The sequence below is a fragment of the Paenibacillus sp. S29 genome (assembly GCF_049319765.1).
In the GTDB taxonomy this organism is placed as follows: domain Bacteria; phylum Bacillota; class Bacilli; order Paenibacillales; family Paenibacillaceae; genus Paenibacillus; species Paenibacillus polymyxa_B.
This window is the reverse complement of the sequence record NZ_JBMOUI010000017.1, coordinates 1-25,417: the sequence shown is the minus strand read 5'-3', so window position 1 is coordinate 25,417 and position 25,417 is coordinate 1. Positions and strand designations below refer to the sequence as shown.

General features: G+C 49.3%; 3 protein-coding genes. 2 read left to right on the top strand and 1 reads right to left on the bottom strand.

The window, feature by feature from the left end:
• The first annotated feature begins 9 nt into the window (after positions 1-9).
• Positions 10-5,439, top strand: a complete 5,430-nt coding sequence (locus ACL9RM_RS22900) for an amino acid adenylation domain-containing protein (protein WP_414126571.1) — start codon at positions 10-12, stop codon at positions 5,437-5,439.
• Positions 5,360-23,722 (top strand): non-ribosomal peptide synthase/polyketide synthase, encoded by an 18,363-nt coding sequence (locus ACL9RM_RS22895; RefSeq protein WP_422759397.1) that lies wholly within the window; start codon positions 5,360-5,362, stop codon positions 23,720-23,722. Before ACL9RM_RS22900 ends, ACL9RM_RS22895 begins: the two co-directional genes overlap by 80 nt.
• Positions 23,723-23,832: 110 nt before the next feature.
• On the opposite strand, the gene ACL9RM_RS22890 is transcribed toward ACL9RM_RS22895, so the two are convergent.
• Positions 23,833-24,867 (bottom strand): alpha/beta hydrolase, encoded by a 1,035-nt coding sequence (locus ACL9RM_RS22890; RefSeq protein ID WP_069290773.1) that lies wholly within the window; start codon positions 24,865-24,867, stop codon positions 23,833-23,835.
• Between the last annotated feature and the right edge of the window lie 550 nt (positions 24,868-25,417).

The window sequence follows — 25,417 nt, the reverse complement described above, 5'->3', positions numbered from 1 at the left end:
GTGAATGAGATGAATGACATGCAGTTATATGATTTAACAAATGCGCAGAAGCGTATATGGTATACCGAATTACTCTACCCAGATACGTCAGTGTCACAGCTTTCCGGTACAGCTAAGATGAAGGGGCATATCAATATTGCAGCCTTTATGCAGTCCATTAATTTGATTATCAAACAGTATGATGCGTTCCGCATCCGTATTACCTCAGTGGATGGAGTGCCTCAGCAGTACGTCGTTCCTTATGAAGAGAGACAGTTGGAATGCCTGGATCTTAGCCACTATGAAAGTGTATCTGAGGTGGAAGCCTTACTTGAGCAACACAAAAGAAAACCCTTGCCCCTGCTGGATTCTGAGCTCTTCCAGTTTTTAATTGTGAAGATTAGCGAGGAAGAGTATTGGATTAATATTAAGATGCACCATATTATTTCTGACGGAATATCAATGGTGGTCTATGGCAATCAGCTGACAGCATTTTACATGGAGTTAATTCAAGGAAATGAACCGAAGCTGGGCGACGATTGCTCGTATATTCAATATATTGCAGATGAGAATGCATACGAACTTTCTGACAGATACCAAAAGGATAAGGCTTACTGGCTGGATAAATTTTCTGATTTGCCTGAGCTTACGGGTTGGAAGTCATATAATCCGTTATCTTTAAGTACCCACGCTGTTCGGGAGCATTTTACCGTACCAGAAGTGCTATATCACGAGCTGCAAGCATTTTGCCAACAGAACAGAATTTCTTTGTTCCAGTTCTTCATGGGTGCGATGTATATCTACATACACAAAATGACGAATCAGCCGGATGTGGTGATTGGAACTTCGTTCGCTAACCGAGGGAACAAAAAAGAGAAGCAAAAGATAGGTATGTTCGTCAGCACCGCTGCTGCCAGAACATACGTCAAAAAGGAAATGGATGTGTTGAGCTTCCTGCAGGATGTAGCCAGAGATCAGATGTCAGTCCTGCGGCATCAGAAATATCCATACAATCAGTTAATTCAGGATCTTAGAGAAATGCATGGGAACAAGGATATTCAGCGGCTTTTTGGCGTTTCAATGGAATATCGTCTTATCAATTGGGTTGATTTGGATGATGTGCGTATTTTGACAGATTATGATTTCTGCGGGGACGAAGTGAACGATTTCGTGCTTCATATTGTAGAGATCCTGGATGAAGGCGAACTGGTACTGGATGTCGATTATCGGACAGAGCTGTTTGAACGCAGTGAAGTTAAGGACATGGTTTCCCAGTTGCTTACGATCGCCGAGCAGATCATTCATTCACCTCAGCTTTCTATTGCAGAGGTAAACTTATTGGGTGAACCAGAAGAGCAGTCCATTTTGGCTCTTTCGGAAGGCGCCGCAGTCGATTATCCACGTGAGAAGACCATCCATGGCTTATTCGAGGAACAAGCCGAGCGCACGCCAGATCACGTAGCCGTTCAGATGGACGAGCAGAGCATTACATACCAAGCTCTAAACGAGCAGGCTAACCAGCTTGCGAGATATTTGCGCTCCGAGGGAGTAGGAGCAGATACGCTCGTAGGGATTATGGCTGACCGTTCCTTGGAGATGGTCATCGGGATGTTGGCCATTTTGAAAGCAGGTGGTGCCTATGTACCGATTGACCCCGATTATCCCGAAGAACGTATCCATTATATGCTGGAGGATTCAGGTGTCCGTCTGTTGCTCACCCAAAGTCATCTATGGGAGAGCACCACTTTTGACGGAAAGCTTGTGAATCTGGACGAAGCTGCAACGTATACAGGAGATGCTTCCAATCTGGAGAGTATTTCGGGACCAAGCCATCTGGCCTATGTTATCTACACGTCGGGTACGACCGGCAAGCCGAAGGGCACGCTGATTGAACACAAAAATGTAGTTCGACTGCTTTTTAACGATAAAAATTTATTTGACTTCAACGCTCAGGATACGTGGACGCTGTTCCATTCGTTCTGCTTCGATTTCTCCGTTTGGGAGATGTACGGAGCGCTTCTTTACGGAGGGAAATTGGTGATTGTTCCATCTCTCACAGCCAAGAGCCCAGCAGCTTTCCTGGAGTTGTTGAAAGACAACCAAGTCACCATCTTAAATCAGACGCCGACGTATTTTTATCAGGTGCTACAGGAAGAGTTAACGCACTCTTCGACAGAGCTTGGCCTTAGAAAAATCATTTTTGGTGGAGAGGCCTTAAGTCCATCTCTTCTGAGAAACTGGCGGGTCAAGTATCCTGATGTGCAGCTGATTAATATGTACGGAATTACGGAAACAACGGTCCATGTCACCTATAAGGAAATCACGGAACATGAGATTGAAGCGGGGAAAAGCAATATTGGCAGAACGATCCCCACACTTAGCGCTTACATTCTCGATGAGCAAAGACGCCTGCAGCCTGTTGGGGTTCCAGGAGAGCTATACATTGCGGGGGACGGTCTTGCCCGTGGGTATTTGAATCGGCCGGATTTGACGTCTGAGAAATTCGTTGAGCATCCGTATCGGGCGGGAGAGCGGCTGTACCGAACTGGGGATCTTGCTCGTTGGTTGCCTGATGGCAATATTGAATATTTGGGGCGGATCGACCATCAGGTCAAAATTCGCGGCTACCGAATTGAGCTTGGCGAGGTAGAAGCCCAAATTCTCAAGGCTCCAAGCGTACGAGAAACGATTGTCCTCGCACGGGAAGACGAACAGGGCCAAAAATTGCTGTGCGCCTACTATGTAGCCTCCAGTGATCTTTCGCCGGGGGAATTGCGGTCTCAGCTGGCGGCGGAACTCCCCGCTTACATGATTCCTTCTTATTTTGTCCGGCTGGAGCAAATGCCGCTTACACCAAATGGCAAACTGGATCGCCGTGCGTTGCCGGCTCCTGAAAGCAGCGTACAATCCGGCGAGGCTTATTTGGCTCCGAGAACTGCTGTGGAAGCTCAGATGGTACTCATCTGGCAAGATATCTTGGGCGTTGCCCGCGTAGGTGTCAGAGATAATTTCTTTGAAATTGGTGGTCACTCTTTGCGGGCAACAGTGCTCGTTTCACGGATTCACAAAGAGTTGGGATGTAGCATTTCGCTGCGTGAGGTGTTTCAGTCACCTACGGTCGAATCCTTGGCGCAACTTGTGAAGAAACACATTCCGACCATGTACGAATCCATCCCACAGGCAACGGAAAGCGAAGCTTACCCAGTGTCCTCAGCGCAAAAGCGTTTATACGTGCTGAGACAGATGGACGGGGGAGAGCTCAGCTACAATATGCCAGGGGTCTTCACAGTGGATGGACCATTGGATCGCACGCGGCTGGAGTCTGCGTTCCAGGCACTGATCCAGCGTCATGAATCCCTGAGAACCGGCTTTTATATGCAGGATGGAGAACTTGTTCAGCGTGTGCATAGGAATGTGCCGTTCGTGTTGAACTACACAGAGGCCTCGGTGGAGGAGACGGATACGCTCATTCACAACTTTATTCGTGCCTTTGATCTGAGCCAGGCTCCATTACTGCGTGTTAGCTTGGTGAAGCTCCAGGAGGAGCGTCATCTGTTGCTGTTTGATATGCATCACATCATTTCAGATGGGGTTTCTATTCAAATATTGATAGAGGAACTTACTCATTTGTATCAAGGAGAACAGCTACCAGAGCTGCACATCCAGTACAAGGATTATGCCGTATGGCAACGGGAACAGTCAGAGAACCAATGGCAAGATCTTGAGAAATATTGGCTGCAATCCTTTGAAGGAGAGTTGCCGGTATTGGATTTGCCTACAGACTTCCAACGACCTTCAGTTCGGAGCTTCGAGGGTAGCCGAATTGATTTTACATTGGATGAGCCTGGCAATAAGGCGATACAAGAGCTTGCATCCCGTACAGGTACTACACTGTATATGGTATTGCTGGCCGCTTATTCGGTACTACTGCACAAATATACAGGACAGGAGGATATCGTCGTAGGTTCTCCAGTAGCCGGAAGACCGCAGGCTGAGCTTGAGGGCATCATCGGGATGTTTGTCAACACACTGGCCTTGCGCAGTTACCCGGCAGGAGATAAAACCTTTCAGGATTATCTTCTGGAAATCAAGGAAACGGCGCTCAAGGCGTTTGAGCATCAGGATTACCCTTTTGAAAAATTGGTCGAAAAGCTGGGCGTAGGACGTGATGTCAGCCGCAATCCGCTCTTTGACACCTTATTGGTATTACAAAATACCGAGCAGGAAGAGCAGGAAATGGACGGAGTGCACTTTACTCCTTACTTGATGGACACCGTCACAGCCAAATTTGACCTGTCCCTCAATGTAGAGGAGAAGGGGTCAAAATTAGCCTTTGGCCTCGAGTATAGTACGGCTTTATATCGGCGTGAAACCGTAGAGCGACTTGCAACGCACTTGCTCCGGGTTCTGCATGCAGTCTCGGCCAATCCTCAGTTGCAACTGGCCGAGATAGAAATGATCACACCGGAGGAGAAAGTACAGATCGTTGAAGTATTTAACGCGACATCGGCTCCTTATCCAAGGGACAAGACCATTCATGAGCTGTTCGCAGAACAAGTCATGCGTACACCAGAGCAGACGGCGCTTGTATTCGGCGATGTCCAGCTAACGTACCTTGAATTGCAAGACAAGGCGAGCCGACTGGCCCAAACACTGCGTCGTTTGGGAACGTTGAGGGAGCAGCCTGTGGCCGTGATGGGCGGACGAAGCATCGAGATGGTCATTGGTATGCTCGCGGTGCTTCAAGCGGGTGGAGCCTATGTGCCGATTGATCCTGATTACCCGGAAGATCGGGTTCGTTATATGCTTAATGATTCCGACGCCAAGCTATTATTGGTGCAAAAGGGCGAGCTTATAAGTGTAGACTACGGTATACCGATTGTCGATCTTAGCAGTGAAGAGGCCTATGCAGCTGAACCTGCCCAGCCGGAGACTGCTCAGGGATCGCAGGGGCTTGCTTATGTCATCTATACATCGGGTACGACGGGTAGACCGAAGGGCGTTATGGTTGAACACCGGAACGTGGTCCGTCTGGTCAAAGAGACCAACTATGTGGAACTGAATGAATCCACACGAATTTTGCAAACAGGAGCCGTGGCCTTTGATGCTTCTACATTCGAAATATGGGGAGCGTTGCTCAACGGTGGGCAGCTCTATTTCGTGGAGAACGACGATATCCTGATTGCCGATAGGCTCAAAGCGGCCATTACCAAGTACGGGATTACAACAATGTGGCTCACTTCACCGCTTTTCAATCAGCTTTCCCTGCAGGATGAGTACCTGTTCAAAGGGCTAAAAACATTGCTGGTCGGCGGAGACGTACTGTCCATATCTCATATGAACCGTGTAATCGAGGCTAATCCTGATCTTGTCCCTATCAATGGCTATGGTCCGACAGAGAATACGACCTTCTCCACCACCTACAAGATTCTGGGTCGTGCCGATTGGCCGTCCAATTAGTAATTCTACCGCTTATGTGGTCAATGGATCGCTGCAATTACAGCCTATTGGTGCTTGGGGTGAACTCATTGTCGGCGGTGAAGGTGTAGCGCGCGGATATCTCAATCGTCCTGATCTCACAGCAGAGAAATTTGTTCCTAGTCCTGTGAAGGACGGAGAATCCTGCTACAGAACGGGGGATCTGGTACGCTGGCTTCCAGATGGCAATTTGGAGTTTAAAGGAAGAATTGATGAGCAGGTCAAAATACGTGGTTACCGCATCGAACTCCCTGAAATCGAGGCCCAACTGGCCAAGGTGGAGTCAGTAATCGACGCCGTAGTGGTCGTTCGCGCGGATGAGCTTGGCGAGAAGCAGCTTTGCGCTTATTATGTGGCGGATCGTACGCTCACGGCAGGCGAAGTACGTCTTTCCCTATCGCAGGTACTTCCAGGCTATATGATTCCATCCTACTTTATCCAGATGGATCGTATGCCATTAACGTCAAACGGAAAAGTGGACCGCAGGTCTCTGCCGGCTCCTCAAGTAGGCGCGCATACAGGACGGAAGTATACAGCTCCTCGTACACCGGCTGAGGAAGCTTTGGCATCTGTCTGGCAAGGGGTGCTGGGTGCCGAACAGGTGGGTATCCATGACAATTTCTTTGAATTGGGTGGAGACTCCATAAAAGCTATTCAGGTGTCGTCACGGTTACTGCAGGCCGGCTATCGGTTAGAGATGAAGCAGCTGTTCAAATCGCCAACCATTGCCGAGCTAGGCGCGGAAATTCAAACGGCTGTGCATATGGCTGAACAGGGAGTTGTGCGTGGAACGACTCGCTTGACTCCAGTCCAACAGTGGTTCTTTGGACGGAAGCAGGCAGAGCCTCATCACTTCAATCAAGCGGTTATGTTGTATCGTGAACAGGGATTTGAGGAAAAGGCCTTGCATCAGGTGCTAAGAAAACTCGCTGAGCATCATGACGCCCTTCGCATGGTTTTCCGTCAGACAGAGCATGGCTACGAAGCTTGGAATCGTGATCTTGAAGAAGGAGAGCTGTATAGCCTGTTCACCGCTGATTTACGGAATGAATCCGATCCGACTGCAGCCATTACATCGCTGTCGGATGACATTCAGCGCAGTATCAATCTGGCAGAAGGTCCGCTGCTGAAGTTAGGACTTTTCCATTGTCAGGATGGAGACCACCTTCTGATCGTGATCCACCATTTGGTGGTGGACGGAGTATCCTGGCGGATCTTGTTTGAGGATATTGCAGCAGGCTATGAGCAGGTGATTCAAGGACAAGCGCTGACATTCCCGCAGAAGACGGATTCCTTCCGTGACTGGGGAGACGCCCTTGCTCATTATTCGGAAGGTCCAGAAATGGAGACTCATCGGGCGTATTGGAGAGAGCTGGAGGATCAGCCACTCGAACAGTTGCCGAAGGATGAGGCTGTGGAAAGCCTTCTTTTACAGGATAGCAAAGTAGTAACAGCACAATGGACTCTAGAAGAAACCGACCAATTGTTGAGAAAAGCCCATCGTGCTTATCAAACAGAGACGAATGATCTGCTATTGACTGCTCTGGGCATGGCGGTATCCAAATGGTCTGGCATCGGAAAGGTTGCTGTGAATCTGGAAGGACACGGTCGTGAGCCGATTATACCGAATATCGACATCACCCGTACCGTAGGCTGGTTTACAAGTCAATATCCGGTGATTTTAGACTTGGGGAATAACCCGGAAGTGGCCTCATTGATCAAGTCTGTGAAAGAAGGGCTGCGCCGAATTCCGAACAAAGGTATTGGCTACGGGTTGCTCAAAACGATGGCAAGTCAGTTGGACGAAGGCAGCCTCAGCTTGCAGCCTGAGATTTCTTTTAACTATTTGGGGCAATTTGATCAGGATTTGCAAGGAAGCTCATTGCAGATTTCTCCTTATCCGACCGGAAGCGCGCAAAGCCTGTTGGAGGAACCAGCCTATACGCTAGATATCAATGGCATGGTGACGGACGGAGCCCTGACTCTGACGATTACTTATAACGGAAAACAATATAAGTCATCTACGATGGAACAGCTCGCTGGATATATTGAAGAAAGCCTGCGGGAACTTCTCCAGCATTGCGTAACCCAAGAAAAAACCGTATTGACACCAAGCGACGTGCTTGCGAAGGGTCTAAGCATTGCCGATCTGGAGGAGCTTTCTACGCAGACCAGCCACATAGGCGATATTGAGAATGTATATAGTCTGACGCCGATGCAGAAGGGCATGCTGTTCCATGATATGTTTGAGCCGCATACAGGTGCTTATTTTGAGCAGGCCGCCTTTGATTTTAAGGGTAGCTTTGATCCGATCGCCTTCGGGCACAGTCTGGATGCAGTAGTGGAGCGTCATGCTATCCTGCGCACGAACTTTTACAGCGGATGGGGCAGCGAGCCTTTGCAGGTTGTATTTCGGCACAGAGGCGCTAAATTGGTGTACGAAGACCTGCGGGAGATGAATGCATCGCAGCGCGAAGCTTACCTGAAGACATTTGGTGCTAAGGACAAAGCACTGGGCTTCAACCTAGCTGAAGACGAGCTTCTCCGTGTATCCATTTTACAAACAGATGAAGAGAGCTTCCGTCTCTTATGGAGTTTTCACCACATCGTCATGGATGGGTGGTGTGTTCCGTTAATTACGCAGGAGGTATTTGAACACTATTTTGCCCTCCTGGAAGGAAGAGAGCCGCAGTTGGCAGAGGTTCATCCGTACAGTCGATATATCGAATGGCTCGAACAGCAGGATGAAGCAGTTGCGTCCAACTATTGGAGCCGATATCTGGCCGGTTACGAGCAGCAGACGCTTTTACCTCAAGTCGGTGGGGCAAGTAAGGGAGAAGGCTACGTAGCAGAAAAGCTGAATTATCCTCTCAGCAGGGAATTGACTGGGTGCCTTGAAAAGGTGGCCAGGGATGCTCATGTCACGATGAATATATTGCTGCAGTCCCTCTGGGGCATTGCGCTTCAACGCTATAACGGTAGCCGAGATGTCGTGTACGGAAGTGTAGTATCAGGCAGACCAGCAGAAATTCCGGGCATTGATCGGATGATCGGTTTGTTCATCAATACGATTCCTGTTCGTGTGAAGACAGAGGAGAATCTTCCCTTCACAGTTCTGATGAAGCAGCAGCAGGAACAATATATGGCTTCTCATATGTATGACACCTACCCGTTGTTTGAGATTCAGGCTCAGACGGATCAGAAGCAGGATCTAATCTCCCACATTATGGTGTTTGAGAACTATCCTGTGGAGGAGGAGGTAGAGCGTCTGGGTGGTGGCGAGGCTGCCTTTGAGATTGAAGAAGCGGAGCTTCTTGAGCAAACGAATTATGATTTTAATTTAATTGTCCTCCCTGGCGAAGAAATGAGATTGCTGTTCCAGTACAATGCACTTGTTTATGACCCAGTGACAATTGAACAAATCAAGGGCCATCTGGTTCACCTCATGGAACAAATTGTAGAGAACCCTGCCATTTCCGTGGATGCACTAGAATTAGTCACACCGCAGGAGAGAGAACAGATTCTGAACGTATGGGGAAATACAAAAGGCATTTACGAGCACTGTAACACGTTCCACGGGCTGTTGGAGGAACAGGCGGGACGAACGCCGGATGCGACTGCCCTTTGGTTCGAGGACGAGAGTCTGACCTATGCCGAGCTCAATGCAAAAGCCAACGGACTGGCGAGAAGGCTCCGTACTCAGGGAATCAAGACGGGAGACCTGGTGGGACTGATTGCTGAACGGTCGCTCGAAATGATCGTTGGGATCTACGGCATTATGAAAGCCGGGGGTGCCTATGTTCCAATCGATCCAGAGTACCCGAAAGAACGAATCAGTTACATGCTTGAAGATTCCGGGGCGAAGCTGATCCTTACACAGGCCCATCTCTTGGAGCATCTCGGATGGACGGAAAATGTTTTGCTGCTGGATGAATCATCGACCTATGATGCCGACACCTCGAATTTGGAGGATACTGCTAGCCCGGATGATCTGGCTTATGTGATCTACACTTCAGGTACGACGGGTCAGCCTAAGGGCGTATTAGTCGAGCATCGGGGACTACCAAATCTTTCGGACGTATATGGGGCACACTTCGAAGTTACACCGCAGGATCGGATCGTTCAGTTTGCAAGCCTGTCGTTTGATGCATCGGTTTCGGAAATTCTAACGGCGCTGAGCCACGGGGCTGTTCTGTGCATCCCTTCTACACAAGATATTTTAGATCATGCCCTGTTCGAGCAGTTCATGAACGATAAGGGGATTACGGTAGCGACTTTGCCACCCGCTTACGCTATCCACCTTGATCCAGAGCGTTTGCCAACACTGCGGTGCCTGCTAACCGCTGGATCGGCCGCATCGGTCGAGTTGATCGAAGAGTGGAGGAAGCATGTACGTTACTCTAATGGCTATGGCCCAACAGAGGACTCCGTATGCACCACCATCTGGTCTGTCCCGGACAGTGAGGAAGCAACGGATATTGTATCTATTGGACGACCTATTGCTAACCATAGTGTGTACATCTTGGATGACCATTTTAGATTGCAACCTGTAGGTGTAGCTGGAGAGCTATGCATTTCGAGTATCGGGTTAGCACGGGGGTATCATAATCGGCCTGAGTTAATGGATGAGAAGTTCGTGGACAATCCGTTTGCTCCAGGAGAGCGCATGTATCGGACGGGTGATCTGGTTCGCTGGTTACCGAATGGAACCATCGAGTACTTAGGTCGAATAGATCACCAAGTCAAAATCCGCGGCTACCGTATCGAGCTAGGCGAGGTGGAAGCACAAATGCTCAGAGTGCCGTCCGTTCAGGAAGTCGTAGCCATGGCTGTAGAGGGCGAAGACGGCTATAAAGATCTAGTCGCTTACTTCGTAGCCGCTCAGAAACTTGAGGTATCCGAACTTCGGGCTGTTCTGTCGGAGATGTTACCTGGATATATGATCCCTTCCCGCTTCATACAACTGGAGGACATGCCTCTGACGTCGAACGGAAAAATCGACCGAAAAGCGCTGCAGGGCGAGCATGGATGGGCAGCGGCTTCATCTGAGGCTCCAAGGACACCTGTGGAAATTCAATTAGCCGAAATCTGGCAAGAGGTGCTGGGTGTAGAGAGCGCGGGAGTGAAGGATAATTTCTTCCATTTTGGAGGTCATTCACTGCGTGCAGCCCTGCTAGTCTCACGAATTCGCAAGGAAATGAATCGCGAGATTAGTCTGAGAGCAGTGTTCGAGTCTCCTACTATTGAAGAATTGGCTCGTGCCATTGAGGGCTATACACCGCTGAATTTCGAAGAAATTCCTACAGCGGGAGCGAGAGAGCATTATCCATTGTCCTCGGCCCAAAAACGACTGTTTATTCTAAGTCAGCTGGAAGGTGGAGAGCTGAGCTACAATATGCCGGGTATCCTTACCGTTGAGGGAGCTTTGGATCGGGAACGGCTAGAGCAGGCATTCCGTCGTCTAATTTATCGTCATGGTTCGCTGCGAACTCGTTTTGTGACTGTGAACGGTGAACCTGTACAGCAGCTCCTGACGGATGTTCCGTTTACTGTGGAATATGCGGAGTTGAGCGAGGAAGAGGCAGGAGCTACCCTTCAGCAGTTCGTCCGTCCTTTTGATTTAGGTGTAGCTCCATTGCTGCGGGTCGGCCTTATTCGAATTGCACATGAGCGCCATTTACTATTGTTTGACATGCACCATATTGTCTCAGATGGGGCTTCTATGAATATTCTCATAGAAGAGTTTCTCCGCTTCTACCAAGAGGAGGACGTATTTCCTGAGCTACAGATCCAGTACACAGACTATGCTGTATGGCAGCAAGAGCAGCTCGGAAGCGAGCGTCTTAAGGCCCAGGAAGCTTACTGGCTGGATGCTTTCCGTGGAAGCTTGCCAGTGCTGGATTTGCCAGGAGATGAAGTTCGTCCTGCGGTGCGAAGCTTTGCGGGCGATCGAATCGACTTCCAAATTGATTCTTCTCTGAGTGCTTCACTTCAGGAGCTGGCTACCCGAACGGGTTCCACTCTGTTCATGGTACTGCTGGCAGCCTATACAGCGCTCTTGCACAAGTACACAGGTCAGGAAGATGTCATCGTCGGTTCACCTGTGGCAGGAAGATCCCATGCGACACTCGAAGGCCTCATCGGTATGTTCGTCGGCACAGTGGCACTTCGTACTTATCCAGAAGGAGAGAAGCCTTTCGAGGCTTATCTGCAGGAAGTGAAGGAAACAGCGCTGCGGGCCTATGAAAACCAGGATTACCCGTTCGAGGAGCTGGTAGAAAAGCTGGAGCTTCAGCGTGATTTGAGCCGTAACCCACTATTTGATACCATGTTTGTCCTGCAAAATATCGAGCAGGGAGAACAAGAAATAGAAGGATTGCGCTTCACTCCTTACGATAATGTACATCCGGCTGCCAAGTTCGATCTTACGCTGACCGTGAGTGAAGCAGACGGGGCATTGAACTGCACGCTTGAGTATGCGACTGCGATCTACAAGCAAGAGACTGCTGAGCGGATGGCAGGCCACTTTGTACAGCTTATTCGGGAAGCCATCGCCAATCCGGCACTGCCGTTGTCATCCCTTGATATCGTGACACCTCAGGAAAAATCAAGGCTGATGAAAGCGCCGGACGAAGCCAAGGCAGATTATCCTCGTGACAAGACGATCCATGCGCTGTTCGAGGAGCAGGCCGCACGTACTCCGAATGCAGTGGCAGTCGTATGTGAAGATGCAACCCTGTCCTACAGCGAGCTGAACGAGCGGGCCAATGCACTTGCCCGAACGCTGAGGGAACGTGGTTTGCAATCAGACGGTTTGGCTGGAATTATGGCGGATCGTTCCCTTGAAATGGTGGTCGGAATTTTAGCCATCTTGAAGGCAGGCGGGGCCTATGTCCCTGTAGACCCTGAATATCCAGAGGACCGCATTCGCTTTATGCTTGAGGATTCGGGAGCCAAGCTACTGCTGACACAAGCGCATCTGGAGCAACGTGTCTCCTTCGCCGGGGATATCGTAAGTCTGGACAAAACGGCTTCCTACAAGGAGGATGTCTCAAACCTGCAGCCTGCAGCCGGACCGGAGCATCTTGCCTACGTCATCTACACATCGGGTACGACAGGCAAGCCAAAGGGAACACTGATTGAGCATAAAAATGTAGTTCGCTTGCTCTTTAATGATAAAAATATGTTTGATTTTGGTCCTCAGGATACGTGGACACTGTTCCATTCATTCTGTTTTGACTTCTCTGTATGGGAAATGTACGGAGCATTGCTGAACGGAGGACGGTTGGTCATCGTTCCATCGCTTACCGCGAAGAGTCCAGATCGTTTCTTGCAATTGCTTAAGGATCAGAAGGTCACCGTTTTGAACCAGACACCGACGTACTTCTACCAGTTGCTACAGGAAGAGCTCGGTCATCAAGCGTCAGAACTGAGCCTCCGTATGATTATCTTCGGTGGAGAGGCATTAGCCCCGGCCCTGCTCAAGGACTGGAGAACGAAGTATCCGCAAGTGCAGCTCATTAACATGTACGGCATTACCGAAACGACCGTGCATGTAACCTACAAGGAAATCACAGAGTTGGAAATTGAACAGGGCCGCAGCAATATCGGCACCACGATTCCGACGCTGCGAGCGTACATTTTAGATGAACAACGCCGTCCACAGCCGATTGGCATTCCAGGTGAACTCTATGTAGCGGGCGTAGGTCTGGCGCGAGGTTATCTGAACCGACCGGAATTGACGGAAGAGAAGTTTGTCGCTCATCCGTTTGAAGCGGGCGAGCGCATGTACCGCTCGGGTGACTTGGCACGCTGGTTGCCGGATGGCAGCATGGAGTATTTGGGACGGATTGACCATCAGGTAAAAATCCGTGGTTACCGTATCGAGCTGGGCGAAGTGGAAGCGAAGCTGCTCCATGCTCCGTCTGTAAGGGAGGCCGTTGTGCTCGCCCGAGAGGATGGAAGTGGACAAAAAGTGCTTGTCGGCTATTTCACTGCCGATCAGATGCTGACGGTAGGCGAGTTGAGAAAAGCCTTGGCTGCCGAACTGCCGACTTATATGATTCCATCTTACTTTATGCAATTGGAACAGATGCCTTTGACGCCAAATGGCAAGCTGGATCGCAAAGCGCTTCCGGCTCCAGAGGCCAATGTGCAGACTGGAGCGGTTTATGAACCGCCAAGGACGAAGACTGAGGAAGCCTTGGCTTCCGTATGGCAAGGTGTGCTGGGAGCGCACCAGGTCGGCATCCATGATCATTTCTTTGATCTGGGTGGTGATTCCATCAAGGCGATCCAAGTGTCCTCGAGATTGTTCCAAGCCGGATATAAATTAGAGATGAAGGATCTCTTCAAATATCCGACAATTGCCGAGCTAAGTCCGTATCTTCAGGCAGCCGGACGTATAGCGGAACAGGGCGAAATTAAAGGTGCAGCAGAGTTAATGCCCATTCAGCGTTGGTTCTTTGAACGCCATACAGCGGAGCCGCATCATTATAATCATGCCGTCATGCTCTATCGGAAAGACGGCTTTGATGAGGCTGCACTCCGGTTGACAATGGACCAAATTGCGATCCATCATGACGCGCTGCGTATGGTTTTCCGGTCTACAGAAGCTGGGTATGCAGCTTGGAATCGGGGAACGGACGAAGGCGAGCTCTACACATTGGACATTGCCGATGTGCGGCAGGCGGAAGACCAGACAGCTGCGGTTCAGGCCCAAGCCGATGCCATTCAGGCAAGCTTTGACTTGGAAGGTGGCCCACTGTTCAAGCTAGGCCTGTTCCATTGTGACGATGGCGATCATTTGTTGATTGTCATTCATCACCTCTTGGTTGACGGCGTATCCTGGCGCATCCTGTTTGAGGACATTGCAGCGGGGTACGAGCAGGCATTGAATGGACAAGCAATCGTCCTTCCACAAAAGACCGATTCGTATCTTGTATGGTCTGAGCAAGCGACGAAGTATGCAGCAGGGCCTGCTCTGGACAAGGAGCGTGCATACTGGCAGCTGATCGAAGAGGCGATTTTGGCCCCACTGCCGAAGGATGAGGATCAGAAGCCGGGCACCATCCGGGATACTGAATCGGTTACGGTAACGTGGTCTGCGCAGGAAACAGACCTGCTGTTGCGGCAAGCGAACCGGGCGTATCATACGGAGACGAACGACTTGCTCTTGACTGCTCTGGGGGCAGCCATTCAGCGCTGGACAGGCATGGAGCAGATTTTGGTCAATCTTGAAGGGCATGGACGGGAAATGATCGTACCAGACCTGGATATTACCCGTACCGTCGGTTGGTTCACAACCCAGTATCCGGTTCTGCTGAACCTGCAAGGCGGACAGGAAGTATCTGCGCGCATCAAGCGCATCAAGGAGAATTTGCGAGAGGTTCCGCACAAAGGAATCGGCTACGGTCTTCTGAAGTATATGGCACCGGAGAAAAGTGTCGGATTTGGCGTGGAGCCGGAAATTTCCTTCAATTATCTTGGGCAGTTTGATCAGGATCTGGAGGGTAATGCCCTTAGCCTATCCACACATTCAGTTGGTAAGGCGCTCAGCGACCTCACACCACAGCAATATGCTCTGGATGTGAATGGCATGATTGCTGAAGGCCAGCTATCACTGACGATTACGTGCAGCAGCAGGCAGTATCGTAAAGAGACGGTGAGTCATTTTGCTGAATTATTACAGTCAAGCCTTAGTGAGGTCATCCGTCATTGTGTGGCTCAGGAGCGTTCACAGCTTACACCAAGTGATGTTCTGTTCCAAGGATTAACATTGGAGCAGCTTGATCGACTCACGGCGCAGACGGCTCACATCGGAGAGATTGAGGATGTGTACAAGCTGACGCCAATGCAGAAGGGAATGCTGTTTCACAGCCTGCTGGAGCCGGACTCCTCTTCATACTTCGAACAGGCAACGTTTGAGCTGCGTGGTAGCTTCGATGTAGATATCTTCTTCGAGAGCTTCCAGGCTTTGGTGCAACGACATGCCATACTACGTACCGGATTTTACAACAACATTGCTGATGTACCGCTGCAAGTTGTCTTTAAGCAACGGTTAATCCCTCTGCACTACGTAGATTTGCGCGACGCATCTATGCAGGAACAAGAAGCTCGAATCAAGGCTTATATTGCTGAAGATATGGTTAAGGGGTTCAGCTTGTCAGAAGATCCGCTGATGCGGGTGACCGTCTTGCAGAAGGATCAAAGCTGTCTTGTATTGTGGAGCTTCCACCATATTGTCATGGATGGCTGGTGTATCCCGATCATTACACAGGAGCTGTTCGATTATTATTCTGCCAAGAAACAGCAAGTACAGCCTGTCCTACCGCCAGCTCAGCCCTATAGCCGTTATATCGAGTGGCTTGATGCACAGGATGATCAAGAAGCTTCAACGTATTGGAGCCAATATCTCGAAGATTATGACGGGAATACTGTATTGCCGGAAGGTAAAACGAAATCTCAAGCAAAAGAAGCGGGCTATGTTCTAAAAGAGCATGTTCTCCATCTGGGTGCATCTTTGACAGGTAAAATGGATGTTGTCGCGAAGCGCAATCACGTAACCGTCAATACACTCATGCAGACAGCTTGGGGACTGATTCTTCAACGTTATAATGCAAGCTCGGATGTCGTTTTCGGCGGCGTTGTGTCGGGTAGACCCGCTGAGATTGCAGGGATCGAAAATATGGTGGGTCTGTTCATCAATACAGTACCTATCCGTGTACAGTCATCCAAAGACGAAGCCTTTGTCGAAGTGATGAAACGTACACAGGCACAGTCATTGGCTGGTCGTGCCTACGACACCTATCCACTGTATGAGATTCAGGGGAAAACAACCCAAAAGCAGGACCTGATTTCTCATATTATGATCTTTGAAAATTACCCGCTCGACGAGCAGGTGGAGCAATCGGGTAATCAAACGGAGGACAATCTCGAAGTTGCCAACTTCACCATGTTTGAACAAACCAACTATGACTTTAACCTGGTTGTGATTCCAGGCGAAGACATCAAGGTCTGCATTCGCTATAATGCTTCGGTTTACGAGCAAGAAAGCATTGCACGTATCGGAGGACACTTGTTGCAGATGCTCGATCAGGTGGCTGCTCGTCCGCAGGCGACGATACAGGAACTGGAGATTGTAACATCCGAGGAACGGATGAACCTGCTTGACTGGGGCGGCAAGGCCCATACCTATCCAAGTGATCAGGGTCTGCATACCTTGTTTGAAGAACAGGTTGTCCGTACGCCGGATAAGATTGCGGCTGTAAATGGGGACACTCAGATCACGTATCGGGAGCTGAACGAGCAGGCGAACAGACTAGCTTCCACCTTGATAGACCAAGGACTACGGAGTGAACAAGTGGTAGGTCTGTTGGCAGATCGGTCTGTAGAGCTGCTTGTCGCCATCATGGGTGTGCTCAAAGCGGGTGGAGCCTATGTACCTATTGATCCTGAATATCCGCAGGAGCGGATTCAGTATATTCTGAAGGATTCTGGCGCTGAAATTCTGCTCACACAGAGCCACCTGACGGAGTTAGCCTCATTTGAGGGGACGGTTATGGAATTGGATTCCCCGCACATTTACGGAACCGAGGTGGATAATCCCAATATTCCTGTTGGAGGAAACGATCTGGTGTACTTAATCTATACCTCGGGTACAACCGGAAATCCGAAGGGAACCATGATTAACCACAAAGGGATCGTGAACTACATCTGGTGGGCCAATAAGGTCTATTGTGCTGGAAAACCAACGGATTTCCCGTTGTATTCATCCATTTCCTTTGACTTGACGATGACATCGATCTTTACTCCATTAATTAACGGAGGAATAGTACGGATTTATGATGGCATAGATAAGGCGGAGGTTGTTCAGCATATTTTGCGCGAAAATGCGGTGGATATTCTCAAGCTGACGCCGACGCATCTCAGTCTGATTAAAGATATGACCATTCCAGCAGAAAGTCGCATTCAGCAGCTCATTGTAGGTGGAGAGAATCTGACCACACATTTGTCAAAAACGATTACCGACCTCTTTGGTGGCAATATCAAAATCTACAATGAATACGGTCCAACCGAAACCGTCGTCGGTTGCATGATTCACCTGTACGATCCTGCGAAGGATATACGTGAATCCGTACCGATTGGTTTGCCGTCAGACAATATATACATTCATATCCTGGATGATCAGCTTCGTCTCGTACCGTTAGGCGTGGAGGGCGAAATGTACATCGCCGGGGACGGGGTAGCCCGTGGATATCTGAACCGTCCTGAGCTTACCGCAGATAAATTCATTAGAAATCCGTTCGCTGCGGAAGGAAATATGTATCGCACCGGAGATTTGGCTCGTCGCCTTCCTAATGGAGACATTGAGTACATTGGACGCATTGACCATCAAGTTAAAATACGGGGCTATCGTATTGAGCTTGGTGAGATTGAGGCCAAGTTGCTGGATATCCCACTTGTCGAGGAAGCTCTCGTTGTTGCGTGGGCAGATGCTCATGGGCAGAAATCGCTGTGTGCTTACTTTGTAGCTAATCGCGAAATGTCTGTCAGCGAGCTGAGAGACGAACTGTCTGCCGGACTGCCTGCATATATGATTCCGTCTTACTTCGTCCAACTGGACGTGATGCCTCTGACACCGAATGGTAAGCTGGATCGCAAGGCACTGCCTGAACCGAACTCGGGTATAAAGGCGGGAGCAGACTTTACCGCTCCGCGCACGGATGTGGAGAACATTTTGGCTTCAATCTGGCAGGGTGTACTCGGCGTGCCGCTTGTCGGCATTCATGATAATTTCTTTGAGCTTGGAGGTGACTCGATCAAATCCATTCAAGTATCCTCAAGGCTTCTTCAAGCAGGCTATAAGCTTGAAATGAAGGATTTGTTCGGTTATCCGACAATTGCAGAGCTGGCACAGCGCGTTAGTGTGGTCAGCCGAATTGCGGACCAAAGCGAGGTACACGGAGCGGTAAGACTGGGACCTGCCCAGCACAGATTCTTCGATGAACAGTCGATGGATCTGCATCACTTTAATCAGTCGGTCATGTTGTACCGACGTGATGGCTTCAATACCGATGCGCTCGCCGAGGTTGTTCGGAAAATTGCAGAGCATCATGATGCTTTACGACTGGTGTTCCGCCAAGGAGAGCAGGGATTGGAGGCCTGGAACCGGAGCATGGGTGAGGGTGAGCTCTATAGCCTCCAAATCCACGATTTGCGGGATGAGACAGACCCGGCTTCAGCAATAGAAGCAGGTGCGGAAGCCATTCAGCGCAGCATCTCTCTGGAGGATGGACCTCTCTTTAGACTGGGTCTGTTCCGTTGTGCGGAAGGCGAACATCTGTTGATCGTTATTCATCATCTGGCTGTGGATGGCGTATCCTGGCGTATTCTCTTTGAGGACCTGCAGGATGGCTACGAGCAGGCAGCACGTGGAGAAGCGGTCAAGCTTCCACAGAAGACCGATTCGTACCGTGCATGGGTTGAGGGAATCACACAATTTGCGAATAGTCTGGCGGCTGAACAAGAACGCAGCTATTGGGCAGAGGTAGAGGGAGATGGTTTTGTCCCTCTTCCCAAAGACAAGGTAGACGGCGCTCTTCTCATCAAAGACAGTGAGGCTGTCACGGTGAGATGGTCACCAGAAGAGACAGAGCAGTTCCTGAAAGAAGCGAACCGCACTTACAATACGGAGGTCAACGATCTGCTCCTGACGGCTCTGGGTATGGCTGTTCACGAGTGGACGGGAATCGAACGTGTAGGCATCCTTCTGGAGGGACATGGACGGGAGCCTGTTGTGCCGGAACTGGATATTACTCGCACAATAGGCTGGTTTACAAGTCAATACCCTGTCGCCCTTGAGATGGGAGGGGAATTGGAGATCGGCGCCAGAATCAAGCACGTCAAGGAAGGCTTGCGTCGTATCCCGAACAAAGGTGTCGGATATGGTATTTTGAAATATTTAAGCGACGGTTCCGACGTCTCCTCCTTCTCGGCTGAACCTGAGATTACCTTCAACTACTTGGGACAGTTCGACCAGGATCTTGCAGGAGGGACGATGGAAGTATCGCCTTACTCAGTAGGACCTGAGGTCAGTGAGCAGATGGTCCAGCATCAGGCATTGAACATTAATGGACTGATTGCCGAAGGACAGCTTCAACTTTCGGTCAGCTATAACCGTCATCAGCTCGACGGGGAGTCCGTGACTAAGTTTGTTGGCATTCTGAAGAACCGTCTCAGCGAAGTCATTGGACATTGCGTAAGTAAGGAAAGAACAGAACTTACACCAAGCGATGTACTCCTCAAAGATATCAGCTTGGAAAAAATCGAGGAGATAGAAGAGCAGACACGGCATATCGGCAGTATTGAAAATATGTATAAACTGACGCCGATGCAAAAAGGAATGTTGTTCCACAGCTTGCTGGAGCCTCATTCGGAAGTCTACTTTGAGCAGGCCAAATTTGAAATTCAGGGAGCATTCTATCCTGAGGATTTCAAACGCAGCTTAAAACATCTGATGAAACGGCATGCTATATTGAGAACGAATTTCCATGCCGGGTGGGGCGATTTCCCTATACAGATTGTGTTCAAAGAAAGAGCATGCGACTTCGTATACGAGGATCTGCATGAGCTGGGATCCGCTGAAATAGAAGCGCGTCTTGCAGCTTATGTTGCCCAAGACAAAGCGAGAGGTTTTGATCTTGCGAATGAAGCCTTGCTGCGAGTTGCTATCCTACGTACTGCAAAAGAGCATTACCATCTGTTGTGGAGCTCTCATCACATCATTTTGGATGGCTGGTGTATGCCGCTTGTGCTCCAGGAAGTGTTTGAAACATACGGAGCTCTACGTGAGCAAAGGGAACCTGAGCTTCCTGCAGCAGCATCGTACAGCCAGTACATTCAATGGTTGGAGAAGCAAGGTGAGGAAGAGGCATCCTCTTACTGGAGAGGGTACCTGGAAGGCTACGAGCAGCAGACGAAGCTGCCACAAGCCATCACACAGCCATCAGCAAAAGCAGAAGCCTATGTGTCGGAGAAGCTGGTATTCACGTTGGATGCGGAATTGACCAATCGCCTGGAACAGGTGGCCAAACAGCATCAGGTGACGATGAATACATTGATGCAAGCAGCCTGGGGAATCGTGTTGCAGCGCTACAATAGAAGCCAGGATATCGTCTTCGGAAGTGTAGTATCGGGGAGACCTGCCGAGATTCCGGGTATCGAAAGTATGATCGGTCTCTTCATCAATACAGTTCCGGTTCGGGTTCAGGCCGAGGGAAGTGATTCGTTCTCCCATGTGATGAAAAGACAGCAGGAATTATATTTGGCAGGACATGCTTATGATTCCTATCCGCTCTATGAGATTCAAGCACAGAGCGAACAAAAGCAAGATTTGATTTCTCATATTATGGTGTTCGAAAATTACCCGGTAGAAGAGCATCTGGAAGAGAAAATTTCCAGTGAAGAGGCTGAATACAGAATTACGGATGTTCAGATGTTTGAACAGACGAATTATGATTTTAACCTCATTGTGCTGCCGGGCCGTAATCTGGAGTTCTTGTACCGTTACAATGCCCGCGTCTATGATCGGGAGAGCGTGGAACGCATTCAAGGACACTTGACGAGAATTCTGACAAGCGTAGCTGTTCAACCTACCATCCGTATTGATGAGCTGGAGTTGATCACGCCAGAAGAGAAATCGCAGATTATAGAGGTGTGGGGCGATACAGCAGTTCCTTATCCGCGTGAGCAGACCCTTCACGGTATATTTGAGGAAAAAGCAGCGCTCACACCGGATCGTACAGCACTTATTTACGGTGAAACGGAGCTTACCTATGGAGAACTCGATCAGCAGGCGAACCGTCTCGCACGTACGCTGCGTGCCCAAGGGGTTAGACCGGACCAACCAGTCGGCATCATGGTCGAGCGCTCGCTTGAGATGATCATTGGTATTCATGCCATTCTAAAAGCTGGCGGGGCCTATGTACCGATTGATCCGGAGTTCCCAGAAGATCGTATTCGCCACATGCTGGAGGATTCGGGAGCGAAGCTTCTGCTGACGAAGAACCATCTCCAAGATCGTTTTCCGTTCACTGGCACGATCCTGGCACTTGATGATCCGCAGGCGTATCATGCGGATAGCTCGAATCTGGAGCCAATGGCGGGGCCGGAGCATCTGGCGTATATCATTTACACGTCAGGTTCAACCGGCAAGCCGAAAGGGGTAATGATTGAACATCGCGCTGCCGTCCATACGCTGAGTCAGTTGGAAGCTGAATATCCGATGTTGGCAGGCGACCGTTTCCTGCTCAAAACGACATTCACCTTTGACTTCTCCGTGCCGGAGCTGTTCTGCTGGTTCTTTGGACAAGGGACTCTCGTGATCCTGCCACAAGGCGTGGACAAAGACCCGATGGCACTGCTAGAGGCCGTGGATACGAACCGTATCACGCATCTCAATTTGGTGCCGTCGATGCTCAGTGTGCTCGTTCAATACTTGAAAGAAAGCGGCACCCAAGGATTCCTTACTCTGAAATACCTGTTTGCCTGCGGCGAGACGCTGCCTGCCAAACTTGTGGAAGAGTATTATAAAGTATCTCCTTACGCAGTACTGGAAAACATCTACGGTCCTACGGAAGCAGCCGTATATGCGACTCGGTATACAACGAGCCTTGAGACTGCGGCTCTAACGCATGTGCCGATCGGCAAACCGTACGCTAACGTCCAAGTATGGATGATAGACGGCGCCTCTCAGGTATCACCAGTAGGTGTACCAGGAGAACTGTGTATTGCAGGCGAAGGGGTAGCAAGGGGGTACTTCAATCAGCCTGAACTGACAGCAGAGAAGTTCATTCCTCATCCGTACAAACCGGGAGAACGGATTTACCGAACAGGCGATTTGGCCCGGTGGTTGCCAGACGGGAATATTGAGTATTTGGGACGGATCGATCACCAGGTAAAAATCCGCGGTTACCGCATTGAGTTGGGAGAAGTGGAAGCACAAATTCTGAAGGTGCCGTCGGTACAAGAAGCGGTTGTTCTAGCACTGGCTGACTCCAGCGGAAGTACTCAGCTTTGCGCATACTTTGTGGCCGAGGAAGGGCTCGCAGCGGGCGTACTACGCGAGGCACTGGCCAGCGAGCTGCCAAGCTACATGATTCCGTCTGCCTTCGTACAGCTCGCACAAATGCCGCTGAATCCGAATGGCAAATTGGATCGCAAAGCGCTACCGGCACCGGAAACCCTTCTGCGGAGCACAGCGGAGTATATCGCGCCGCGTACGCAGACAGAAGTAGAGCTCGCTCAGATTTGGTCCGAGGTGCTCGGCGTACAGGAAATCGGGATCAGAGATCATTTCTTCGACCTTGGGGGCCATTCCCTGAAAGTATTGGGCTTGATCCAAAGGATTTCGTCTAATATGGGCGTCCATCTCCCACTCCAGGCCGTGTTTAATCTGCCGACTGTGGAAGAAATGGCGCATGAAATTTTCAAGCTGCAGGCAACAACTGCTGCCGACGAACAAGAAATGGAAATTATACGCTTCCCAGGAAAAGGAACGATTAAAGTGTTTTGCTTCCCTCCACGGGTAGGCCACTCTCTGGGGTACTATGAGATGGCCAAGGAGCTGGAAGGGTTTTGCGAGGTGTACGGAATGGAATTTATCGGCGATCGGTACCAGGGTCAAGATATGCTGGATCGATACATTGATGCCATTGTGGATATTCAAGCAGAGGGCCCATATGTATTCCTAGGGTACTCACTTGGAGGAAATCTCGCCTTCGAGGTAGCTAAAGCCATGGAAAGCCGAGGTCACCATGTTAGCGACATTATTATGGTAGATGCTATGAGAAAGATGTCCAAAGATGAATCGACACCAGAGGAGCTCGAAGAGATTGTCGAGACGGTACTGGACAGCATTAGGGACCAGTACAAAGCATTCCTCGCCGATCCAGTGGACAGGGAGCGAGTCATGGACAAAATGTTGGTGTACTCCACCTACCGCGATGAGCTTATTAACGCAGGTGAAGTTCATGCGAATATCCATGCTCTGATTGCAGAGGATGATAGTATTGGTCCAGATACATCATTAGATAAATTGTTATGGCAACAGGCGACACTTGGTCAATACAAAGAATACGAAGTCATCGGAACGCATGATGTGCTGCTTGATTCCGGTTTTATTGGGGAAAATGCTAAAGTACTGAGACAGATACTTGGCAAGGTCACAGAGGCTTCATCTAATAACAAGCCCATTTTGTCCTAAGCTCAATCAAGCATAATAAGTGTTAGGCAGCAAAGACGCCCGGATTCCTTTATATAGAAGGAACTCGGGCGTCTTTTGTTTTTTTAAGCTGTCCTTAACATATAAAGTCCCTAATCATCTGTGTATGCTTTAGACGTGGTTGACTGAAAGTGACTGGTGTTGGTTATGAGTTCACGGATGACTTGGATGACAAGTTCTGGTTGATCATGGATGATCATATGCTCGCTTTTCTTGGCAACAATTAATTTGCTGTTTGTAGAGATGTTAAGCATCTCGCGCTGTCCGATTTGCCAGCTTTGTTCAATCTGATCATTTCCGCGTTTACTAATACCGAACTGAGTCAAATCTTGTTGAATGCCCCGAGCAATTACACGTACAGGGAGATTACCCAGATGCTGTCCCCGTATGGCATCTTCGGTAGTGCTCGCTAGGTCACCCTCCTCTGCAACAGACCGAAAGTATTTAGAAGAAGCGACAATATTCACAAAAGATTTTCTATCTTGATATTCGACCCGACCCGTCAGCATAAAATTGGGGAACAGGCGAAAAGCCCCTGATTTTTCTAGGAGAATGGATATTAACGGGGAGGGATTGGCCTTAGGCCGTTCCTTGGCATAGATCTTATTTGTCCGTCGGGCGTCATTCTCAGGCCTGGCATCCACCAGAACCAATCCTGCCACTTCGTCTCTGTACGTCTGCGCGTACAGTCTTGAGTACATCCCCCCGAGGGAATGACCTACAAGGATATAAGGAGGTCGGATGTCCGCATTCTTTAGAGCAGTATGAAGCTCCCGAACGATGTTTTCCCCGGTGCGTGGTGTATTTGCCTCCTCGCTCCATGCATAGCCTGCCCGATCATAGGATACAACGGTGGCGAATGATGACAGCTTTTCGGGAATATCTCTCCAGGAGAGGCTACTTTCCCCGCTCCCTGATTCAAGCAATATTGTTGGAGAACCGTTACCGAGTTTACGAATATGAAGTCGATAGCCCCCGGCATCGACCAATTCCCCCGGAGGTGGGTATTGTGATTTATCCTTCTTGGATGCAATCCACTCATACACAAATCCGGAGATCACGAAAAGCAATAAGCAAGAGATGATAAGAAACACAATTCTCGTCCATGTTCGCCTTCGTTGCTTCATTAGAAAATCTACTCCTCTATACAGCTATAATTAATCATTACCTAAAGTTGCGTGAAACAATAGCTGCTACCGTATGGTTTGTGGCTAGCTCCTTATCTTTTTACCCATCCTTTCTTTGTCAAATCATCAATATTAAAGAAAAAAACAGAATATGCACTTGAGTTGTAATGAGCAACCCGCGTATTCTTGATCATTGAATGGATATCACGTCGTTCTTGGATGCGGATAACTAAGTCCATTTGGCAAAAGTACAGTGTACACAGGGTAAAATTACAACAATATAGATAGTAAAAACTATTCATTAAAAAGGGTTGCATTTAAATATGCAGAATGGTATACTCTAATTCCGGCCAAGAAATACAATATTGCGAGCGAGTGTTTCAAAAAAAGATTCTAAAAAATGCTTGCAAAGTTGGTTCGGACATGATATGATATAAGAGTTGATGAAGCGAAAAACTGAATCAATGAGAAAAGAATGTTTGATCTTTGAAAACTGAACAACGAGTGAGTAAAACGATTTTGCTTGCAAAATCAAACAAGAGATATTTTT

Coding starts and splice junctions, on each gene's coding strand:
- ACL9RM_RS22900 (WP_414126571.1), top strand. CDS start 10: ATGAATGACATGCAGTTATATGATTTAACAAATGCGCAGAAGCGTATA.
- ACL9RM_RS22895 (WP_422759397.1), top strand. CDS start 5,360: ATGGCTATGGTCCGACAGAGAATACGACCTTCTCCACCACCTACAAGA.
- ACL9RM_RS22890 (WP_069290773.1), bottom strand. CDS start 24,867: ATGAAGCAACGAAGGCGAACATGGACGAGAATTGTGTTTCTTATCATC.